The 18,996-nt window shown below is 52.0% G+C and carries 15 protein-coding genes and 1 riboswitch; of the genes, 9 read left to right on the top strand and 6 right to left on the bottom strand.

Translation table 11 applies throughout. The features are described 5' to 3' along the window. Positions 1-129: 129 nt before the first annotated feature. Complete coding sequence (gene recC / locus DYA43_RS11080; protein ID WP_061056832.1) at positions 130-3,651, bottom strand: exodeoxyribonuclease V subunit gamma; 3,522 nt, start codon at positions 3,649-3,651, stop codon at positions 130-132. A gap of 94 nt (positions 3,652-3,745) precedes the next feature. Continuing rightward, complete coding sequence (locus DYA43_RS11085) at positions 3,746-4,714, bottom strand: TDT family transporter (protein WP_055452486.1); 969 nt, start codon at positions 4,712-4,714, stop codon at positions 3,746-3,748. Positions 4,715-4,860: 146 nt separating this feature from the next. On the opposite strand from DYA43_RS11085, the gene DYA43_RS11090 reads away from it, so the two are divergent. From DYA43_RS11090 to DYA43_RS11105, 4 genes are all read left to right on the top strand, one after another. Then, the gene (locus DYA43_RS11090; RefSeq protein ID WP_061056833.1) at positions 4,861-5,751 is read left to right on the top strand and encodes a LysR family transcriptional regulator; all 891 of its coding nucleotides are present in this window, start codon (positions 4,861-4,863) and stop codon (positions 5,749-5,751) included. Between the two features lie 100 nt (positions 5,752-5,851). Continuing rightward, positions 5,852-6,142, top strand: coding sequence for a YebG family protein (locus tag DYA43_RS11095; protein WP_004729512.1), 291 nt, complete (start codon positions 5,852-5,854; stop codon positions 6,140-6,142). A gap of 270 nt (positions 6,143-6,412) precedes the next feature. After that, complete coding sequence (dapD, locus tag DYA43_RS11100) at positions 6,413-7,444, top strand: 2,3,4,5-tetrahydropyridine-2,6-dicarboxylate N-succinyltransferase (RefSeq protein WP_020429831.1); 1,032 nt, start codon at positions 6,413-6,415, stop codon at positions 7,442-7,444. 225 nt (positions 7,445-7,669) lie between these two features. Next, positions 7,670-7,769, top strand: a riboswitch (purine riboswitch). A gap of 81 nt (positions 7,770-7,850) precedes the next feature. Next, complete coding sequence (locus DYA43_RS11105; protein ID WP_061056834.1) at positions 7,851-8,858, top strand: adenosine deaminase; 1,008 nt, start codon at positions 7,851-7,853, stop codon at positions 8,856-8,858. A gap of 63 nt (positions 8,859-8,921) precedes the next feature. On the opposite strand, the gene DYA43_RS11110 is transcribed toward DYA43_RS11105, so the two are convergent. Together DYA43_RS11110 and DYA43_RS11115 are read right to left on the bottom strand one after the other, a co-directional pair. Then, positions 8,922-10,106, bottom strand: a complete 1,185-nt coding sequence (locus DYA43_RS11110; RefSeq protein ID WP_061056835.1) for an NnrS family protein — start codon at positions 10,104-10,106, stop codon at positions 8,922-8,924. Between the two features lie 176 nt (positions 10,107-10,282). After that, a complete protein-coding gene (locus tag DYA43_RS11115) occupies positions 10,283-11,377 on the bottom strand; it encodes a GNAT family N-acetyltransferase/peptidase C39 family protein (protein WP_061056836.1) in 1,095 nt (364 codons plus the stop codon). Positions 11,378-11,583: 206 nt separating this feature from the next. Between DYA43_RS11115 and DYA43_RS11120 the strand changes: the two genes are divergently transcribed. The 3 genes from DYA43_RS11120 (at position 11,584) to DYA43_RS11130 (ending at position 14,682) form a co-directional block, all read left to right on the top strand. Next, positions 11,584-13,035, top strand: a complete 1,452-nt coding sequence (locus tag DYA43_RS11120; RefSeq protein ID WP_024373259.1) for a RimK family ATP-grasp domain-containing protein — start codon at positions 11,584-11,586, stop codon at positions 13,033-13,035. 48 nt (positions 13,036-13,083) lie between these two features. Beyond that, positions 13,084-14,025 carry a zinc transporter ZntB gene (locus tag DYA43_RS11125; protein WP_061056837.1) on the top strand — a complete coding sequence of 314 codons (942 nt, stop codon included), beginning with the start codon at positions 13,084-13,086 and terminating at the stop codon, positions 14,023-14,025. Between the two features lie 105 nt (positions 14,026-14,130). After that, a complete protein-coding gene (locus DYA43_RS11130) occupies positions 14,131-14,682 on the top strand; it encodes a gamma-glutamylcyclotransferase family protein (protein ID WP_061056838.1) in 552 nt (183 codons plus the stop codon). Here the strand turns inward: DYA43_RS11130 and DYA43_RS11135 are convergent. After that, positions 14,679-15,023, bottom strand: a complete 345-nt coding sequence (locus tag DYA43_RS11135) for a tRNA-binding protein (RefSeq protein ID WP_061056839.1) — start codon at positions 15,021-15,023, stop codon at positions 14,679-14,681. The two genes, DYA43_RS11130 and DYA43_RS11135, sit on opposite strands and share 4 nt — an antisense overlap. Positions 15,024-15,174: 151 nt before the next feature. Next, positions 15,175-16,221 carry a galactose-1-epimerase gene (gene galM / locus DYA43_RS11140; protein WP_172465298.1) on the bottom strand — a complete coding sequence of 349 codons (1,047 nt, stop codon included), beginning with the start codon at positions 16,219-16,221 and terminating at the stop codon, positions 15,175-15,177. Positions 16,222-16,558: 337 nt separating this feature from the next. Between galM and DYA43_RS11145 the strand changes: the two genes are divergently transcribed. Together DYA43_RS11145 and chrA are read left to right on the top strand one after the other, a co-directional pair. Continuing rightward, positions 16,559-17,650, top strand: a complete 1,092-nt coding sequence (locus DYA43_RS11145) for a phosphatase PAP2 family protein (RefSeq protein WP_061056841.1) — start codon at positions 16,559-16,561, stop codon at positions 17,648-17,650. Between the two features lie 103 nt (positions 17,651-17,753). Next, positions 17,754-18,899, top strand: a complete 1,146-nt coding sequence (gene chrA / locus DYA43_RS11150) for a chromate efflux transporter (RefSeq protein ID WP_061056842.1) — start codon at positions 17,754-17,756, stop codon at positions 18,897-18,899. Positions 18,900-18,996 lie beyond the last annotated feature (97 nt).

The following is an 18,996-nucleotide window of genomic DNA, read 5'->3' on the forward strand; positions in this document are numbered from 1 at the left end:
CCATCTACCGAATCATGGTCCCTCTGACCTGTGGCCGTACAGCGAACGCCCTACACCAATAATGATTTTCTGGCGGCCACTCTACTCTCTTCCCGATATTCGATGCTTCCCAACATTCGGTGCTAACCATCATGCCTGACTGGCCTTCTCGATTGAGATGTGGTCGGCGTAATCGCGCAACTGTAAACGCGGTGCCTGCAAGACCAAACTCGCCAACACACGCACCTGATGCGCCAGTTCGTCCGTCCATTGCGGCCACAAACGCGCGATGTAATGGTTGTTGCCTTCACCGCTGGTCATGAAACCGTCATTGAATGTCTCGGCCATCTTCTTGAGCGATTTTTCTTCATCGTCGACCCATTGCCCGCGGCTGAATCCCGCTTCAACACCGGCCAACGCTGTTTTCGGGAAATAGGCCAGCGGCGCAGTCATGCCTTGGTAATAGAGTCGCGCCAATTCGTTCAGTTGCGCCATTGCCAGAGCCGCGCTTTCACTTGAATGACTACTGAGTGGAGGCAGAACCTGATGCACCACGCCTTCTTTGCGATCGTAGCCAATCACATGCGTGGTCAGGTTGGCACCTGATGCTGCGGCCGCCAGATGATCAATCCACGCCGCCAGAATATCTTCCGATCGAATCGCGCCGCTGCGATAACGCACCAGCCCCGATTGATAACGCCGCGTCAGCCAGCCGCTCAAACGCACCGGGCGTGACTGGCCGAGCGCCGTGAAGGTCAGGTTGACATCGAGATCATCGAGCGGCGCCTGACAGAGAAACTGGATTTTTTCGACCAGCTCTTCGGCTTGCACGCGGTTGGTTTCAAACTCCAGATCACCAAACGCGCCGACCGGCAGCTTACCTTGCGCGCGCTGTTGCTTGTTGAACTGCGTCAACACCTCATCACGCGCCTGCGCCGAGGGCGCATTGAGCAAGCCGTCCAACAGCGCGTCACGCAGCTGATAGCTGGCAAGGCCACCGAGCGCGAACGGCTCATCGTCTTCCATCACCGGCAAAGGCGGCTCAAACACCACTTTCAGGCGGCGATTGAAGAAATATTGCACCGGCAAGCGCCAAAAACGTTGCAGCTCGACCAGATCCAATTCCAGCGGGTAAACCGCATCGAGCAGATAATCATCCAACGCGCGATGGAACGTGCCACTCGCGGTGCCTTGGCGCAGCGCGGCAGGCAGCCACTCTTTAGCGTAACTGCCGACATCGGTCAAAAACGCTTGCGGGCTGAAGGGCACCATGGCGTGGGTGAACTGCAACTGTTCAATCAGGCGCTCGCCAGAGTCATCACTCGGCAGTGCTTCATCGCCGGCCAAGCAATAGTTCTGCTGGCAATATTCCAGCAATTCGGTCACCAGCACTGACGGCACGCGTTCGGTGTTGTCCTGAATCGAGCGGCCCACATAACTGATGTACAGGGTGTGCTGCGCGGAAAGCATCGCTTCGAGGAACAGATAACGGTCGTCATCGCGGCGCGAGCGATCGCCCGGACGCGTACGGCCGCTCATTAAATCAAACCCTTCCGGCGGCATGGAACGCGGGTAAACCCCATCGTTCATCCCAAGCAGACAGACGACGTTAAACGGAATCGAACGCATCGGCATCAGGGTACAGAAGTTGACCTGACCGGCGAGAAAACGCTGACTGACACGCGTTCCAGACAGCTTGTCATGCAGGTACTGCCCCATGATGGCGGGCGATATCGCGTCGTCGAATCCAGCGTCAGCGAGCTGCTCTTTGAGCGCCGCGAGCGTGTCGCGAATCGATTTGAGTGCCATCTCGCCGTCCAGATCGACGCTGAAACAGTCATCAATCAGCGACGACAGCAGCTCTCGCCACGCCTCAATGGGCTGCGTTTGTGCCAGTCGCTGACGGTAATCGCTGATGGTGTCGATGAAATGCGCCAGTTTACCGGCGAGTTCCGCGCTCATGCCCTGCACTTCGTTGTACGGTGCCATGGCGTGACCGCCCGCTTCAAACAAGCCAACCGATGACGGCATCGCATAGCCCAGCAACATGCGGGCGATGCCGAACTGCCAGGTGTTCTGATGGGTCTGCGGCAGCTCAAACTCTTGCGCGGTCGCGTCGTTGAGCCCCCAGCGAATGCCCGACTCTTCAACCCAGCGTTTGGCGGTGTCAAATTCGCTCGCATCAAGCGCAAAGCGCGCCATCATCGCTGGTGTTTCCAGAAGTTCCAGCAATTCCGACGCCAGACAGCGTGATTGCGGCAACGCGACCAACTGCATAAACGCATTGAGAATCGGACTTTCCTGATCGGCGGTGCGGTCGGAAATCGAATAAGGAATGAAACGTTCCCCCGGCGCGTTACCAAACACCGCCTGAATATAAGGGCTGTAGGCGTTGATGTCGGCCACCATCACAATAATGTCGCGCGGTTTGAGTTCCGGATCTCGGTCAAACATCGCCAGCAATTCGTCGTGCAGCACTTCCACTTCCCGCATCGGGCTGTGGCAGGCATGCAGCGTCAATGAGCGATCGCCGTGAGGCAGTGCTGGTTTGTGCGCGCTGCTGTCCAGCCGCGTGTCGTCTTGATGCTCTTCCAGATGCAGAATGTCGGCCTGCAACTGATGCAGCAGCGAATCCCGCGGCACATCAATAAACAGTTCATGCTCTTCGTTGTCGCTTTGCGCCAGCAAATAGAGGTTATCGCGCCCGAGTTTGCCCATCGAGGCCAACAAGCTGTTGCCGACGGCTTGCGCGGTGTGCAGCTCATCGCCCGCGTAATCGTCCAGCTCGCCTTTCAGTGGCGAGACTTCCCCCTCCACCGTGAAGGTTTGTGCCTCCGCATTAGGATGGAGAACCAATTGTTTGCGGCGCTGACTTTCCACCCGCGCCAGATATTTACGGTCGCGAATATCGCCCCAGTAATGCTGACATGGGTTGGTAAACATCAGATGCACGTCAATGTGTTCGCCAAGCGCTTTAAGGGCGTCCATGTAACGGGGGGGGAGCGACGAGATGCCAAAGATAAACAGGCGTTTTGGCAGCGCAGCGCGCAGCGCCTCATCGTATGTCAGGTCGATGTGCGCTAAGGCGTCGATAAAGCTTTGGTAGAGATTGGCACGGTGATAATGCGATTGGCCTTGCGTCAGCGTGTAGCCGTAGAGCGCTTTCCACAACACCGGCTGCCACGGGTGCTCCCCATCGATTTCAGCCACGCTTTCCCCCGCTTCCCAACTGGCGATCCAGTCGGGGCGATACACCAAGTAACCATCGAAAATATCGGCGATTTTTTCTGCCAGTTGATAGAGCTTCGACTGGTCGGTATCGTCTTGCAGATAGCGGCGCAGCGGCGCGAATACATCCAGATCCAGCTGCGATGGCAGCAGTTCCATCAGTTTCCAGGTCATCGCTTCTTTGTTGAAGGCACTGCGTTTGGGCACGTTCGGCAACACCTGAGTGAACATCTCCCAGATGAAGGTTGCCGGCAGTGGAAAATCGAGATTGGCAGCGACACCGAGCTCCTGTGCTAGCGCCATTTTCAGCCACTGCGACATCCCCGGGCTTTGCACCAGAATCTGCTCTTTCTCAAACGGATTGGCCAGTGGATCATTTTTAATCAGATGCACCAGCAGAATCTTCAGCGTATCAACTTTGTTGGAGTGGTAAACGGTAAACACAATGCACTCATGCTGCTCTAGCTTTCATAGCCACTGAGATTAGCATAAGTGCATTTGAGGAATGACAATTTTGCGGTTTTCGATGCGCAAAGGGTTACGCATTGCTCATAATTCGAGGCGCTGGCTGATAATACATCACATAACGCAGCGCCACGTAACTGACCACCACGGTGGCGACCAGCAGTTCCACCATCGCCAACGCGTGAACTTGATGCACATAATGTTCCGCCATGCCGATGCGCTCCATCCAGTGCGCCATTTTGAACAGCGCGGTGGCACCAATCACCATCGGGAAGGTGAATGCGGCGTAGCCCGGGCTAAACGGCAGGCGCAGCAAGCGGGTGAACGCCAAGTAGATGATCGCAGTCATCAACACCGCAATCCCAAACAGCAGCGCAATCACCACTGGCGATGGCGTGGCGGTTACGGTCAGATAACCAGCCATCGACAGGCTGGCTGGCGCGGCCAGAATTGCCATGGTGGGTTTAGCCGCATCCGGCACTTCTTGGGTGAACATAAAGCGATAAATCATTACCGGCAACATCACCGCGTAAGCCAGCATGCCAAACAGCAGCGCGCCATGAGCAATCGGAGCCAGCGCTGGGTTGCCGGAAAACGCGACGTCTGCGACGATAATGCCCACTGGCGGCACAAACCAGCTTGGCACCATGTGGTGCAGTTCGAACGCTTTGGCGCGGTGGTACACAAAACTCGCCAGAAAAATTACATGCAGCACCACGGCCATCAGCCACAATGCATCGCCTGCAACGGGGAAAAACTGGCCGACGGAATGGCTGACAACCATGGTCGCCATCGCATAAGTGGGCACCACGCTACCGACCACCGGATGGGCCAAATCTTGGCGCAATAGATGACCGTGGCACAGAAACTTCACGGTCAGGATCAGCAGCAGCACGCTGGCCAGCGCCGCACCAGTCCATTGACCGACGCCATGCAAATCGGCGGCATTTTCCCAGCACCAGCCCAAACTGGCGATACCGAGCGCCAAACCCGCCATCGGAGTTGGCGCGCCCATCACTTTGTTTTTCGCAGTTCGAATCATAACCACCTCATCACTCGGTTACTTCAACAACACGACGAAACCGGCCATCAACCGCGTCGTATTCGGGAATGGGGGAATAATACGCTTGCACTACGTTTGAATATATCTAATTATTCCTAACAGACGTTCAATCTAACTTAACGAAAATGGCATCCAATATTTCCCTCAAACAGTTGCGCGTGTTCACCACCATCACGCAGCACAAAACCCTGACGGCGGCGGCCGAGGTGCTGTTCCTCTCCAAGGCGGCGGTCAGCATGGCGCTCTCGGAATTGGAGAAACAGCTCGGGCACGCGCTGTTTGATCGGGTCAACAACCGGTTGATCCTCAATCAGGAAGGGCAAAAGCTCTTGCCGTTGGCCGATGAACTGCTCAGCCGCGCCAAAGATCTCGATCACCTGTTTGAAGATAACCAAACCCTTTCCGGCCAACTGCGCATCGGCGCCAGTGACACCATCGGCAATCAAGTCGCGCCCTATTTGCTCAGCGCCTTTCGCGCCCAGTTTCAGCATCAGTCGCAAAGCCTGTTTATTTCTAACTCAGCGCTGATCTGTCAGAAACTTGTCGACTACGAGCTCGATATTGCGCTGATTGAAGGTAAAACCCTGCACCCGCAATTGATGTCGACTCAATTCAGTCAGGACGAAATGTGCATCGTGTGCGCGCCGACGCATTCGCTGGCGAGCAAAGACAAAATTGTGCTCAGCGACTTTGAGCACAGTGAATGGGTGCTGCGCGAAGCCGGTTCCGGCTCACGAGAGTTTTTCCTGCGCGTGATGGCGCCGCGCATTGAGCAGTGGCACGAAGCGTTTGAGCTCAACACCACTGAAGCGCTGATCAACAGTGTTTCCGCCGGGCTGGGCTTTGGCTGCCTGTCGCGCCTTGCGGCGCAAACCGCGATTCGTGACGGGCGCGTGCACGTGCTCAATGTGCCACTCGACATGAAACGCCGCTTTTGGGTTCTGGTGCATAAAGAGAAATATCAGAGCCCGCTGCTCAAGCGTTTCATCGAATTCTGCCATGACTGGCCAGCATGATGCGGCAGCTCTCAGTTTGACGTCGCTGGCTGGACTTTTGAGTTTAAAAACTGTATAAACAGCCAGTAATTTTTTAGCAAAATAATGTAGAGGATGAACCATGGCTGTCATCGTTAAGTACGTGGTGGAACGCAACGGAGAAGAGAAAATGACTTTTACCTCGAAAGCCGAAGCTGACGCTTATGACAAAATGCTGGACACAGCAGATGAGCTGTTCGAGCTACTGGGTAAAAGTGAACTGATCGAAGACGAAGCGAAACAGGAAGAGCTGGCGATGTTCCTGGCACAGAACAAAGAAGAGATTCTTTACGCTCTGGGCGCAAAACGTAAACCGACCCCAAAAAAGCCTAAAGCTGTAAAAACCGAAGACGCGGTTGATGACGCAGCTTAACTAGACGCTAAGCCGCTGCTCAGGCAGCGGTTTTTTTATCTCTGTCGTTCAGACAGGTCAGCACTGGGGTATGTTTGCCCCACTTCCATCTAAAGAGATATGTCTCCCAAAAGACAAAAAGTATCGTTCTACGGACGGATCCTTTTTTTACCCTTTCTTCTCCGAAAGAGTCTCTCTATGATGATTTCAACGCATTATGCGGTAGCGACGACGCTCAACTCGCCGCTATCAGGAAATAATTTTAAAGCTTAACGTTTAATGGAGACCAACATGGCGAACTTTGCACTGGGCTTTGGTACTGCAACCAAAAACCGCGACGGAAAAATCATTGAAGTATTCTTCCCGACTCCGATTCTGAACCCAAGCGATCAGCTGGTTGCTGATTTGGCGGCAGTGGCTGGCTACAGCGAAGGCAACCAAGCGTTGGAAATCACCGCAGCGCAAAGTGCCGAGCTGGCCAAAGTATTTGCGGCCAACGATCAGGCGGCAAGCGCAGCGTTTGCGGAAAAAGCAGCCGCTTCGGCCCAGCCTTTGGTGTTGGTAATTCTGGCGTCAGATGACAAACCACAAAGCGTGGCAGAAGGCTTTTTGAAGCTGCAACTGATCTCAAACCGTCTGGTTCAGCCTCACGGCACCGTACTGGATGGCATTTTTGGTCTGCTGCACAACATCGCTTGGACCAACGAAGGCCCAATCGACTTACCTGAACTGGCAGAGCGCCAAATCGAAGCTCGTCTGGCTGGCCGTACGCTGAGCGTCGATTGTGTCGACAAATTCCCAAAAATGGTGGACTACGTGGTGCCAACTGGCATTCGTATCGCCGATACCTCGCGCGTTCGTCTGGGCGCACACGTGGGTGAAGGCACCACCGTGATGCACGAAGGTTTCATCAACTTCAACGCAGGTACAACCGGCGTGAGCATGGTTGAAGGCCGTATTTCTGCGGGTGTACTGGTGGGCAACGGTTCTGATATCGGCGGCGGCGCATCGATCATGGGTACTCTGTCTGGCGGCGGTAAAGTCGTGGTGTCTATCGGTGAAAACTCACTGCTGGGTGCCAACTCAGGTCTCGGCTTCCCGCTGGGCGACCGCTGCACTGTGGAATCGGGTCTGTACGTGACTGCCGGTACTAAAGTACGCATGCTGGACAAAGATGGCAACGAAGTGGAAATCATCAAAGCACGCGATCTGGCTGGCGTGTCTGACCTGCTGTTCCGTCGTAACTCTCAGACCGGTCAGGTCGAGTGTCTGGCGAACAAATCTGCGGTTGAACTGAACAGCGAGCTGCACAGCAACAACTAAGTCAGCGAAAAGCCATGAACTTGCCACGAATGCGTCGGCAAAATTCAAAAGGATAACGACAAAAGGCCAGCCTGTGGGTTGGCCTTTTTTGTTGTCACAATTCAGCAGCTTGAAAAAGGTTTCTGCTCAATAGTGGCGTTTTGGCTCGATTCGGTTATCATTTAATGAATTTCCGCGCATGATTCAATGCCTCTCCGGCGACGAGAACTCGTCAGGGGCGAGACGCGGAAATCAGCATTGTTGCTTCGTATAACCCCACTGATAGGGTGTGGGGGTCTCTACCAGAATCCGTAAAATTCTGATTACGAAGAGTTAAGCGCACGATCGCTTTTCTCTTTGTATGGCCCAACCAAACCACCCAAGGTGAAAAGCGATTAATCTCAACTTTTTGATTAAGAGCCGATATATGAAAGAATTTATTCAGCAACTACCGAAAGTAGAACTTCACCTGCACATTGAAGGGTCGCTGGAGCCTGAACTGATGTTCGACCTCGCCCAGCGTAACCAGATTGCGATTCCCTTTTCTTCCCCGGATGAAGTGCGGGCGGCCTACCAGTTTTCTAATCTGCAATCTTTCCTCGATATTTACTACCAAGGCGCCAACGTTCTGATCCACGAGCAAGACTTTTTCGATCTCACGTGGGCTTACCTGCTGCGTTGCCAACAAGACAACGTAATGCACACCGAAATCTTCTTCGATCCGCAAACGCACACCGCGCGTGGCATCGCGTTTGAAACTGTAATTAATGGCATTACGCAGGCGCTGGAGAAAGGACAACAAGAACTGGGCATCTCCAGCCAGCTTATCATGTGCTTCCTGCGCCATCTGAGCGAAGCCGACGCCATGCTCACTCTGCAACAGGCATTGCCGTACAAAGACAAGATTGTCGGTGTCGGTCTCGATTCTTCGGAACAGGGGCATCCGCCGGAAAAATTTCAGCAGGTATTCCGTCAGGCGCGCGAAGCTGGCTTTATTGCCGTGGCGCATGCTGGTGAAGAAGGGCCGGCACTGAATATTCGCAACGCGATTGATCTGCTTGGTGTGCAACGCGTCGATCACGGCGTGCGCTGTGTCGAAGACGCCGCTCTGGTACAAGAGCTGAAACAAACCCGAATGCCGCTGACGGTCTGCCCGCTCTCCAATCTGAAACTCAAAGTATTTACTGAAATGGAGCAGCACAACATTGTAGAACTGCTGCGCCAAGGGTTATGCGTCACCATCAACTCTGATGATCCGGCCTACTTCGGCGGTTACATGACCGATAATTTTATGGCGGTGGCCAACGCACACCCGATGTCGCACCAAGAGCTGGCGCAATTTACCCTCAATGCGATTGAAGCGAGCTTCATCTCTGACGCTGAAAAAGCGCACATGAACGCGAAAGTGCATGAAGTGCTGGCGCGCTTTGCGTAAGCGCTGACTACCCCAGAAACACAAAAGCTGCGCCCTGCGCAGCTTTTTCTTTTCATCTTATGCTTAGCCGGGATGGCCGTCCGCCCTTGGTGTCAGCAACATAACACCAAACCGCGCCACAAACAGACCAAATGCCAGCGCCCACAAACTGGCGCTAAGGTTCAGCCATAACATCATATGCACTGGCCAGAAGGCAACGCCAATGCTGCGCACCAACGCCGCCAAGAGCAGCGCAGAAAATGCCAGCGCCATGTTCGGCCCCTGATAAATGGCACGGCCGGTATGGCCCATGGTTACACGCGCGATCATTGCCAGAATCAACCCTGCCAGCGCGCCAATCGCAAACAGATGCAGCATATTGTGCGAAACGAAATGATTGCTGGCCAAACCGCGCACCAACAAGCTGAGCGGAATACAGGCGTAAGCTGTATGCAGTGACCACACTAAGGGTTCACTGAGCGTGCGCCACGGCTGCCAACGCAGCCAGCGAACCAGTTGCGCTACTCCTGCCAGCAGCATCAGCGGCTGGCCTAATTGCGCTTCAGCGAGCGGGAAGAAACTGATCACAAACAGCGCAACCAACGGGCCGTTGGCCAGCACATCCAACCACAATTTAGAGTCTGCTTTGTCAAACTGAAAACGGCGCGCAGTGAAAAAGGGAATCACCCGCCCGCCCATTACTGACAACAGCAATGTAAACCACCACAACATCGCCTGCCACACCGCAGAAGAAGGAAACGGCGGCATGCCTTTGATGGTGGCATAACTGGCAAAGTTGGCCGCAATCGCAAGGGCAAACAGAGGGACAAAAAACAGATTACGCCAGCCTTTGGTTTTCACTACGCGAATGCCAATTTCGTACGCCGTCAGCGCCAGAAACAGCGCTTCAATGCTCGACGTCAGCCACAATGGAACTGGCGTCCAAAACAGCACGCGTACCAGCAACCACAGCGCTACCAACAGTGCTAACCGTGTACTTTTGGTACCGGGAATGCCGGTCCAGTTTTGTACGGCCGTGAGCAGAAATCCGGCCACGATCGCCATAGCAAAACCAAACAGCATCTCATGTACGTGCCACCACAACGCGGGCACACGCAGCGCGTCCGACTGACCATGTTGAAACATCCACACCCAGACCACCACGGCAATCACCGCGTACACGCTGCCCAATAAAAAGAATGGCCGGAAACCCAAGCGCAACCAAGCTGGAATACGTTCTTCAACCCGCTTATCGACGATATTTAACACTCTGACTCCTTATCCCCAGTTCAGGTTGTTTTACTTACCTAGGCATAAACCGAGCCAGAAAATTACTCATTAAATATCAATAAATTAAAAACCACCCTTTCGTTTTCGAGTCAAATAAACACAACGAAAAAGGAGTCATTAAGACTCCTTTGGTTATTTATGACTCATAAAAACTATTATGAATCACGACGGCTGATCACCACACAGGCAATTTGCTTTTGTTTGCCAAAACCGAGGATCTGCGACAGCGCTTTTTTGCCCACCGGCACATAGGCCGACGCCACCGCATGATCTTCCGATTCGGCGTGCGGATCATGGAAAAAGAAGAACTTGTCGCTCATACCGCTGAGTACGATCCAGTGCGGCTCTTTCTTGCCGTCAAAGCGGTAGGTACTGATCAGCAGCAGCACGCACGAGCCCTGAGCGACCCACTCCTCGAGCTGAGCCTGACTTGGCGGCGCATCGATCATTTCTACATCTTCGTCAGTCAGTTGACGGCAAAAATCCTGATGCACCAGCTCAATGACCGCCTTTTTATTCGGATCGCGCACACTGTCGATAAACGGCGTACTGCGCGACTGGTTCCACAACTCAACATGAAAACCCCGGCGTGCCGCAGCAAGCGCCAAACCTTGACCACTGCAACCTCCATGGCCGGCCGCCATGAAAATGGTGGTCGCTTCACGCCACAGTTGCAGCTCCTGCGTCCGGCTCGGTTCATAGCCTTCATCCAGATATGAAAAGCTCATCATCAGACACGCGGCACCACAGGTAAATGGTGTGGTTTGCACATACAGCGGCATCGGTAGCTGAACTTTTTGACCATGGGGTGTTAAACGTTTCTGCATGCGACGGCCATCACATAAATCATCATAGTAATGGATGAGCAGCTTCAAAGTTTTATAGCCCATTTTTTCATATAAATTTATGGCTGCTATATTGTCTTCACGTACTTCTAGCCGTAATGTAGTAGAGCCTTGATCAAGAGCTGCACGCTCGCATTGCTCGACTAATGTCTGAGCAATCCTCCGTCCTCTGAAATCGGGTTTAACGGCAATCGAATACAACCTTGATAGCTGTGTACCTTGATGAAATAGTAGCAATGCATATCCAGCCAGTTCCTCACCGGCGTCTGCCACGAAAACAATCGCCTGGTTGGAGTGTAAAAAACGCTTCATTTGACGCGGGGAAATTTTATCCCCATCAAAAAGCTGTTGTTCTAACGCATTAAGCGCAGTGAGATCAGCACCTTTCGCAAGACGAAAGTCCATACGATGTCCTTACTGGGTTTACAGGATAGTGGTTGGCAAGATTGCGACTCAATTTACCCAAAGTACTTGGCGTTGCAGCCAGATGAACAGCGAGTGAGTTCCCATGAGCATAGCTCACTATGTGATGGGGCAGACAAGCGCAGTCGACAATGCGGCTTCAAGTCAGAGGGTTATAATACACCTATTGTGATAGGAAAAAATTAACTATGGCAAACCTTTTAATCGTGACAGACCAGGCTAGTGACTGGCAGCAATATTTCCCATCAGAACAAGTCATCAGTGTCGATCAGTACCTGGATGCCGATTGGAAAAACAATCACCGCAGTCTGCAAGTGGTGAACCTGTGTCGCGATTACGACTACATGAGTACCGGCTATTACTGTTCTTTAATGGCGGAAGCTCGTGGTCACCGTGTTATTCCTCGCGTGATGGCGATTAATGACATCAACCAGCCGTTTTTACTGTCCAGCGGTCTGGTTAAACTCAACAAACTGTGCAAACACACCGAGTCGATTCACTGCAAAATTTACTTTGGCCGCACTCCGGAGCCAGGGCTGGAAAAACTCGCTCGTCGTCTGTTTGAACAGTTCATGGTGCCCGTGATTGAACTGGCGATGACCAAGTTCCAAGGTCACTGGCAGATCAGTAAAATCGCACCTTTCCCATTTCAGGATTTGGCCGATCAAGAGCAGGATTTCTTCATCGAATCGCTGGAACAGTTCTCGAACAAAATCTGGCGTAAACCGAAGCAAGAGAAGAAATACCGTTACGACATCGCCATGCTGGTCGATGAAGAAGAGAAAATGCCGCCGTCAGATGCTTCTGCCCTGAAGCGTTTTCGCCGTGCAGCCAACCGCTTGGGTATGAACCTGGAAACCATCTCACCAGACGATTTGTCACGTTTGGGCGAATTCGATGGCCTGTTCATTCGTGCCACCACCAACATCAGTAACTTCACCTACCGTTTTGCCAAAACGGCCGAGAAGATGGGCCTGGTGGTGATGGATGATTCCGAGTCAATCATGAAGTGCACCAACAAAGTCTTTCTGACCGAGTTGTTGCAACGCAACAATGTTCCAGCGCCTAACAGCGTCATCGTGCAGGGTTATGATCCCAACTGGAAATCCTACCTGATGGAACATCTGGAGTTTCCAATGGTGTTGAAGATTCCGGATGGCGCCTTCTCGCGCGGAGTGGTGAAAGTGCGCAACGAACAGGAGTTGGAAAAAGAAGCCACCGCGCTGTTTGAAAAAAGCGTGCTGATCCTGGCGCAAGCCTTTATGCCGACCGATTTCGACTGGCGTATTGGTGTACTCAACCACCAGCCGATTTTCGCCTGCAAGTACATGATGAGCCGTGGTCACTGGCAGATCTATCAGCACCACAGCAGTGGCCGGGTTTCCTCCGGTGGTTTCGAAACGCTAGATTTGAAACAGGTGCCGAAGCAAGTCGTCGATGTGGCGGTCAAAGCAGCCAACCTCATCGGAGGTGGTCTGTATGGTGTTGACTTAAAAGAGATTGACGGTCAAGTTTATGTTATCGAAGTCAATGATAACCCGAGCATTGACCACCATGTCGAAGACGCCTTCCTTGGCGATCTGCTTTACGACCGGGTGATGACCGAGTTTTTACGCCGCATTCAGATGCGTGGATTCTAAAATTAAAAGCCAGGGTAACCCCTGGCTTTTTCGCATAAGAGGATAGTTATGGATTTTCTCATCGATCACTGGCGTTTTAGTGAAGATCAAGCCGTTCAGCCTGAGGATAAACCACAAAACATTGAGCCCGGCCACTGGTATCATTGCCAACGTGACGCCGCCGGTGTGCGCGAATGGCTGATCAGTAACGCCATTCCGGCTTCGATTGTCGATAGCTTGCTGGCCGAAGATACCCGCCCGTTGTTTGAACAGTACGATGATCAGAACTTCTTGCTGATCCTGCGTGGCGTCAACCTGAACGAAAATGCCGACCCAGCCGACATGCTCAGTGTGCGCATTCTGTATTACAACGGCGCACTGATTTCGAGCCGCAAAATTCCATCGAAAACCATTAATACGCTACGCAATGCGCTACTCGAAGGCAACGGTCCTAAGAGTCTGGCGGAACTGGTACTGGGTATCGTCGATGGCCTCAACCGCAATATCGACAGCTATCTGGATCTGGTGGAAGACAAGATCACGGCGTTCGATGACGAAACTGAGCTCAGCGAAGAGCTGATGAATACGCACAAAGCGCTGCTCAAAATCAAACGCTTCATTAAGCCGCAGCAATACGCCATTGATGATTACCAGAATTCCAGTGTGCCGCTGGCCAGCAACAAACATTTGCGCCTGCGTCACAGCGTCAACACCATTACACGCATCAACGAAACTCTGGACTTTTACCTGAGTGAACTGGAGATCATCAAAGGCGAGCTGCGTCAATATCATGCCGAGAAAATGAACCAGAACACCTATCTGTTCTCGGTCATTGCGGCGATTTTCCTGCCCACCAGCTTTTTAACCGGCCTGCTTGGTGTTAACGTGGGAGGCATTCCCGGCACAGAATCACCGGTCGCATTTGGCGTATTCTGTTTAGGCCTGGTGGCAATTTTTGGATTGGAATTCTGGATTCTGCGCCGTTTGCAGTTTTTCAGCAAACAACCATAGCGAGAGAAGTGCGGCAAGCCTTGTATTTCGCGAACAAAGACACAAACAACCGCGCCATTTGCAGACTCAAACTGCAACTGGCGCACAAGAGGTAATGGAGTCAGCATGTACATTTTTGGCTATGGAAGCCTGATGAATTCCGCATCCCGTCAGCTTACTGGTAACACGGGAAAAGCTCTGCCCGTCACCGTACACGGTTTGGTACGCTACTGGGGCAAAATCGATGACAGCTATGTCATTTCACCGCTCGTGGTGAATCCGGGTGAGGGCCAGGTCAATGGTGTATTACTGGAAATTGATGAGGCCGCATTGGCAGAGTTTGACCGCCGCGAGCGCGGCTATCAACGCATCGCGCTGACAGCGGAACAAATTGAAACAGAAGCGGAATTTGACCGCGAGCGGGAGATTTGGGTTTACGTGACCGAGCAGCACCAACCGCCGTGCGAGCGCAGCCCGATAGTGCAAACTTATGTCGATACGGTTCTGGCTGGCTGCCTGGAAGTGTCCGAAGCATTTGCTCGTCACTTTGTCGAACATACCGTTGGCTGGCATCATCCACTGGAAAACGATCGCCATGCGCCGAAATATGGCAATCTGGCTGGCGTTTCACCCGCGCACCATTCAGTCATTGATGACCTGATTGCCAACGTACGTTAAACAATACGAACCCCTGAGGCAATCGGACGCTCAGGGGTTAACAGCACACTCTCTTCACCATCAACAGTTTCGGCGCACAGCAGCATGCACTCAGAAATCTCACCGCGCATGGTCACAGGCTCCAAGTTACACAACACAACAACCTGGCGATTCATCAGCTCTTCCGCACGATAATACGGGACCAGACTGGTCACGGTTTGCAATGTCTGCTCCCCGACTTCAATCTGCACAATATAAAGTTTGTCTGCGTTGTCGTGCCTTTTAACGTCCCGAATTATACCCACTCGCAAATCGAGCTTGGCAAATGCGTCGTAACCGACGGTGTGAAAGGTTGAGTCCATAGCTGAGTTCCGGAAAGCAAATAATCGCTCACACTAGCAAGCCCGCACAAAAGCACAAGCGCCTTTGAACGGAACTATGAAGACTCGCACGTCGTTGACGTGGTAAGACCTCCACCTTTATCGGAAGCCAATCACGCTTCATCGTGTGGTCTTAGTGGTTCTCATCCGCCAGCAGAAACTGATACACCGTGGTATAGGCGTATTCTTGTTCAGGAAGCAGCATACAACTCTCCTGCTGCCATTCTGGATGGTTAGGCGAGTCGGGCAAGAACTGGGTTTCCAGCGCGAGTCCTTGGTAATCGCTGTACTTTGCCCCGTTGCGTCCCGGCGTGCCCAGCAACCAGTTCCCGCTATACAACTGCATCGCTGGTTTATCGGTAAAGACCTTGAGCGTGACCTTTTCGTCATCGGATATCAGCGTCGCGGCACAAGCACCCAGCCGGCACTCTTCATTCAACCAGTAGCTGTGATCATAACCCTTGGCGAAAGCCTGCTGCTCATCGCTCATCAGATCCTGGCCAACGGTTTTCATGCAGCGAAAATCAAATCCCGTATTCCTCACACTCCGTAACTCGCCAAGCGGAATCGCCGTTTCATCTGTCGGCAGGTAACGCTCCGCATTGATGGACAGCTTATGCTCAAGCACATTTGCACCTGACTCCGCCCCCATCAAGTTGAAATACGCATGATTGGTCAGGTTAATCGGGGTCGCTTTGTCGCTGTTCGCCAGATAGCGAATGCAGACTTCGTTAGCGTCAGTCAATTCATACGTCACTGACGCGGTCACATTGCCGGGGAAACCTTGTTCGCCATCTGCAGAATAAAGAGAAAACACCGCTGTCCGCTCTGACTTGCTGACCAGAGTCCAGCGGCGATGACTCCAGCCCAATTTACCTCCGTGCAAGCAGTTGGCACCTTGGTTGGCGACCAGTTGCACAGTTTGCCCGTCATACTCATATTGAGCCTGAGCGATTCGATTGGCATAGCGTCCGACCGTCGCGCCAAGAAATGCACCTTGAGATTCAAACGCAGCCATGCTGTCCACGCCCAGCACGACTTCACGCTCTTGTTCGCCAAGAGGCAACCGACAACTTAACCACGTGGCACCGATATCCATCAAGACAATACGCATTCCATGAACATTGCTTAACTCAACGAGCTGAGCAACACGCCCATCTTGAAAACTCTCGCGAGTCATCGACTCAAACAACGGGTTAGCCACGATAAACCTCCGAATATTTGATCATCGATTTCACTCCCCTAACACAGACTTCCAACCGCCATTTCATGCGCCAACATCCAGAATCAACAAAGATTAATGAACGAAGTTTAGCAACTTGCCATAGCAATATGCTGTGACTCCCTTGGCATTAATGAAAACGTTTTCACCGATATTATAACCATGTATAAACACGCGCCAGACTAAAGGCTAAACTTATAAGTGAGTGAGTTGACAATGAAAAATTAGCAAACTGAACAAAACCGGTCACAATCTGCACTAAACTGATATGACAAATGGATAGCAGAGTGGCTCAATGGAATTTCGAATCACAAGCCCAAATTGGCATGAAGAGTGGCAGAGCCTGAAACTGACTCTTGCCGAAGATAAGATCATCTATCTCTATGTGTTGATTCTGATTCTTTGCATCTATGGCTCAATCTCGTTCGGTGGTATTGAGACCAAACTGCATTACCGACTCACGACCTATCTGGGGTCGATGGTGCACACAACCAGTATGACGTTCGTGCTTTGGTGTACTTACTTCTATTGTCACATGCTCAAAAACCGTATCGCACACCCAACAATTCATCTGCTTAAAACCGTACTTGCCTTCTTTTCACCACTCTCGCGCCCGTTGGCATGCCTGTTAACCCTGTTGTGTGTCAGTGTGGTGCTATCCAGTTATACCTACATGAAATCCATCATTCCGGATATTCAGTTTTATCAGTACGATGCGCTGTTTTATCAGTTGGACAAAGTACTGCACGCAGGCTTTTCACCATGGGAAATCACCCACGCTATTTTTGCCCACCCGCTGGCGACCTTAATACTCAACTTTTTCTATAATCTGTGGTTTTTCGTGATTTGGGGGGGACTGGTGTTCTTCATTTTGTATCGACAAAATCAGGCGATAAGGTTACGTTTTTTTCTGTCCTTCATCACATGCTGGTTAGTGCTTGGTTGTGTGCTAGCCACCCTACTTTCGTCAGCAGGCCCTTGTTACACAGAACTCCTCAATTCCTCTTACAACTACTACACTCCGTTGATGCTTCGCCTTCAGGAACAAAACCAGTGGCTACAGCAAAACCATCTTCCCGATATTTGGGCATTGAACATTCAGAATGTGCTCTGGCATCACTTTGAAGCACGAGATCAAGGCATAGGTTCAGGTATATCTGCGATGCCCAGCATGCACGTGTCTATGGCGGTATTGCTCGCCCTTGCGGTTTCGGCATTGCATCGCAGATGGGGGTATCTGGCATGGGGCTATGCCTTGATGATCCAAATTGGTTCGGTTCATTTAGCCTGGCATTACGCTGTCGATGGTTATGTCAGCACATTGCTGACTGTCATAATTTGGCGTTCAATGGGCTGGCTGACTCAAAAGTCGGATATCCCACGCTAATGTCATAAAACTGCTGTATTTTCTTACAACTTTCTAGTTGAGCCTGAGAATCACACCCTCTACATTGCCGATCAGGATACAAGCGACATGCAAGTAGGATAAGATGTTAGACATATTCAGAACCTTTTTCACTTTAGGCTGGGTCAGCTTTGGCGGGCCAGCCGCGCATATCGGCTACTTTCGCCAAGCGTTTGTTCAAAAGCGAGGCTGGCTCACTGATGACGAATACGCTCAGATTGTTGCACTCAGCCAGTTTCTGCCGGGCCCGGGATCCAGCCAGGTTGGATTTGCAATCGGATACCAGCGCGCGGGGCTGTTTGGTGCGTGTGCAGCCTTTTTAGGTTTTACTCTGCCATCCGTCATGTTAATGCTGCTGATTGCACTATTGAGCAGCCAGCTACTCAATCAGCCGCTGTTTTTGCATATTGTTCATGGTTTGAAATTGCTGGCCGTGCTGGTTGTCGCTGATGCGGCTTGGGGTATGTATCAGAACTTCTGCCGCCAGAAACTTACCATTTTGCTCTGCTTAGTGACCGCTATCGCATTGCTCTGCATGCCGACTCTCACTACTCAAATGCTGGTTTTGATTGTTGCCGCACTGTTTGGTGCATCACAGCTCAAAGGAGCTCCCCCCAAAGAAGCGACCACGGGCTATTCGCTTTCATGGGTGCCTCTGGCGCTGTTTGCCATCCTCTTTTTCGGTCTGCCTCTCGTCAGCTCGTATTCTTCACTGCTCAGTGTGTTCGACCACTTTTATCAGGCTGGCAGCTTAGTATTTGGTGGTGGGCACGTTGTACTTCCGCTACTGCAAAATACGCTGGGTGATCAAATAACTTCGGATACATTCTTAACGGGTTACGCCGCGGCTCAGGCAGTTCCCGGCCCCATGTTTACTTTTGCAACTTATCTGGGTTACGCGCTAGATCCAGACTCTCCAATCACTTCCGCTCTTGTCGCAACGGTGGCCATTTTTCTACCCGGTTTTCTGTTGCTTCTGGGAGTGATTAAGCATTGGCGTGCTTTAGCTGCTATCCCTGCCATTAACGGAGCGCTGGCGGGAGTAAATGCTTCTGTTGTCGGCTTACTGATCGCTGCGTTATATCAACCGGTATTCAGCAGTGCTGTATCTACAACCTTTGATATTGCCGCCATTCTGCTTGGCTTTGTGCTGATGAAAATACTTCGTTTGCCCATTCTGTTGATGGTGATTTATTTTGCGCTTGCGGGTATTTCTTTGAGCTTAATTTAAGTCAAGTTTGGGTGGATTTTGTTGGTGTTCGGTTAGCCGTTTCATCTGTACATGGCCTAAACTTAAGTACTGGGGAACGGAAGCGCAGGCATGGAGG

It is taken from the genome of Vibrio fluvialis, from assembly GCF_900460245.1.
Classification (GTDB): Bacteria; Pseudomonadota; Gammaproteobacteria; order Enterobacterales; family Vibrionaceae; genus Vibrio; species Vibrio fluvialis.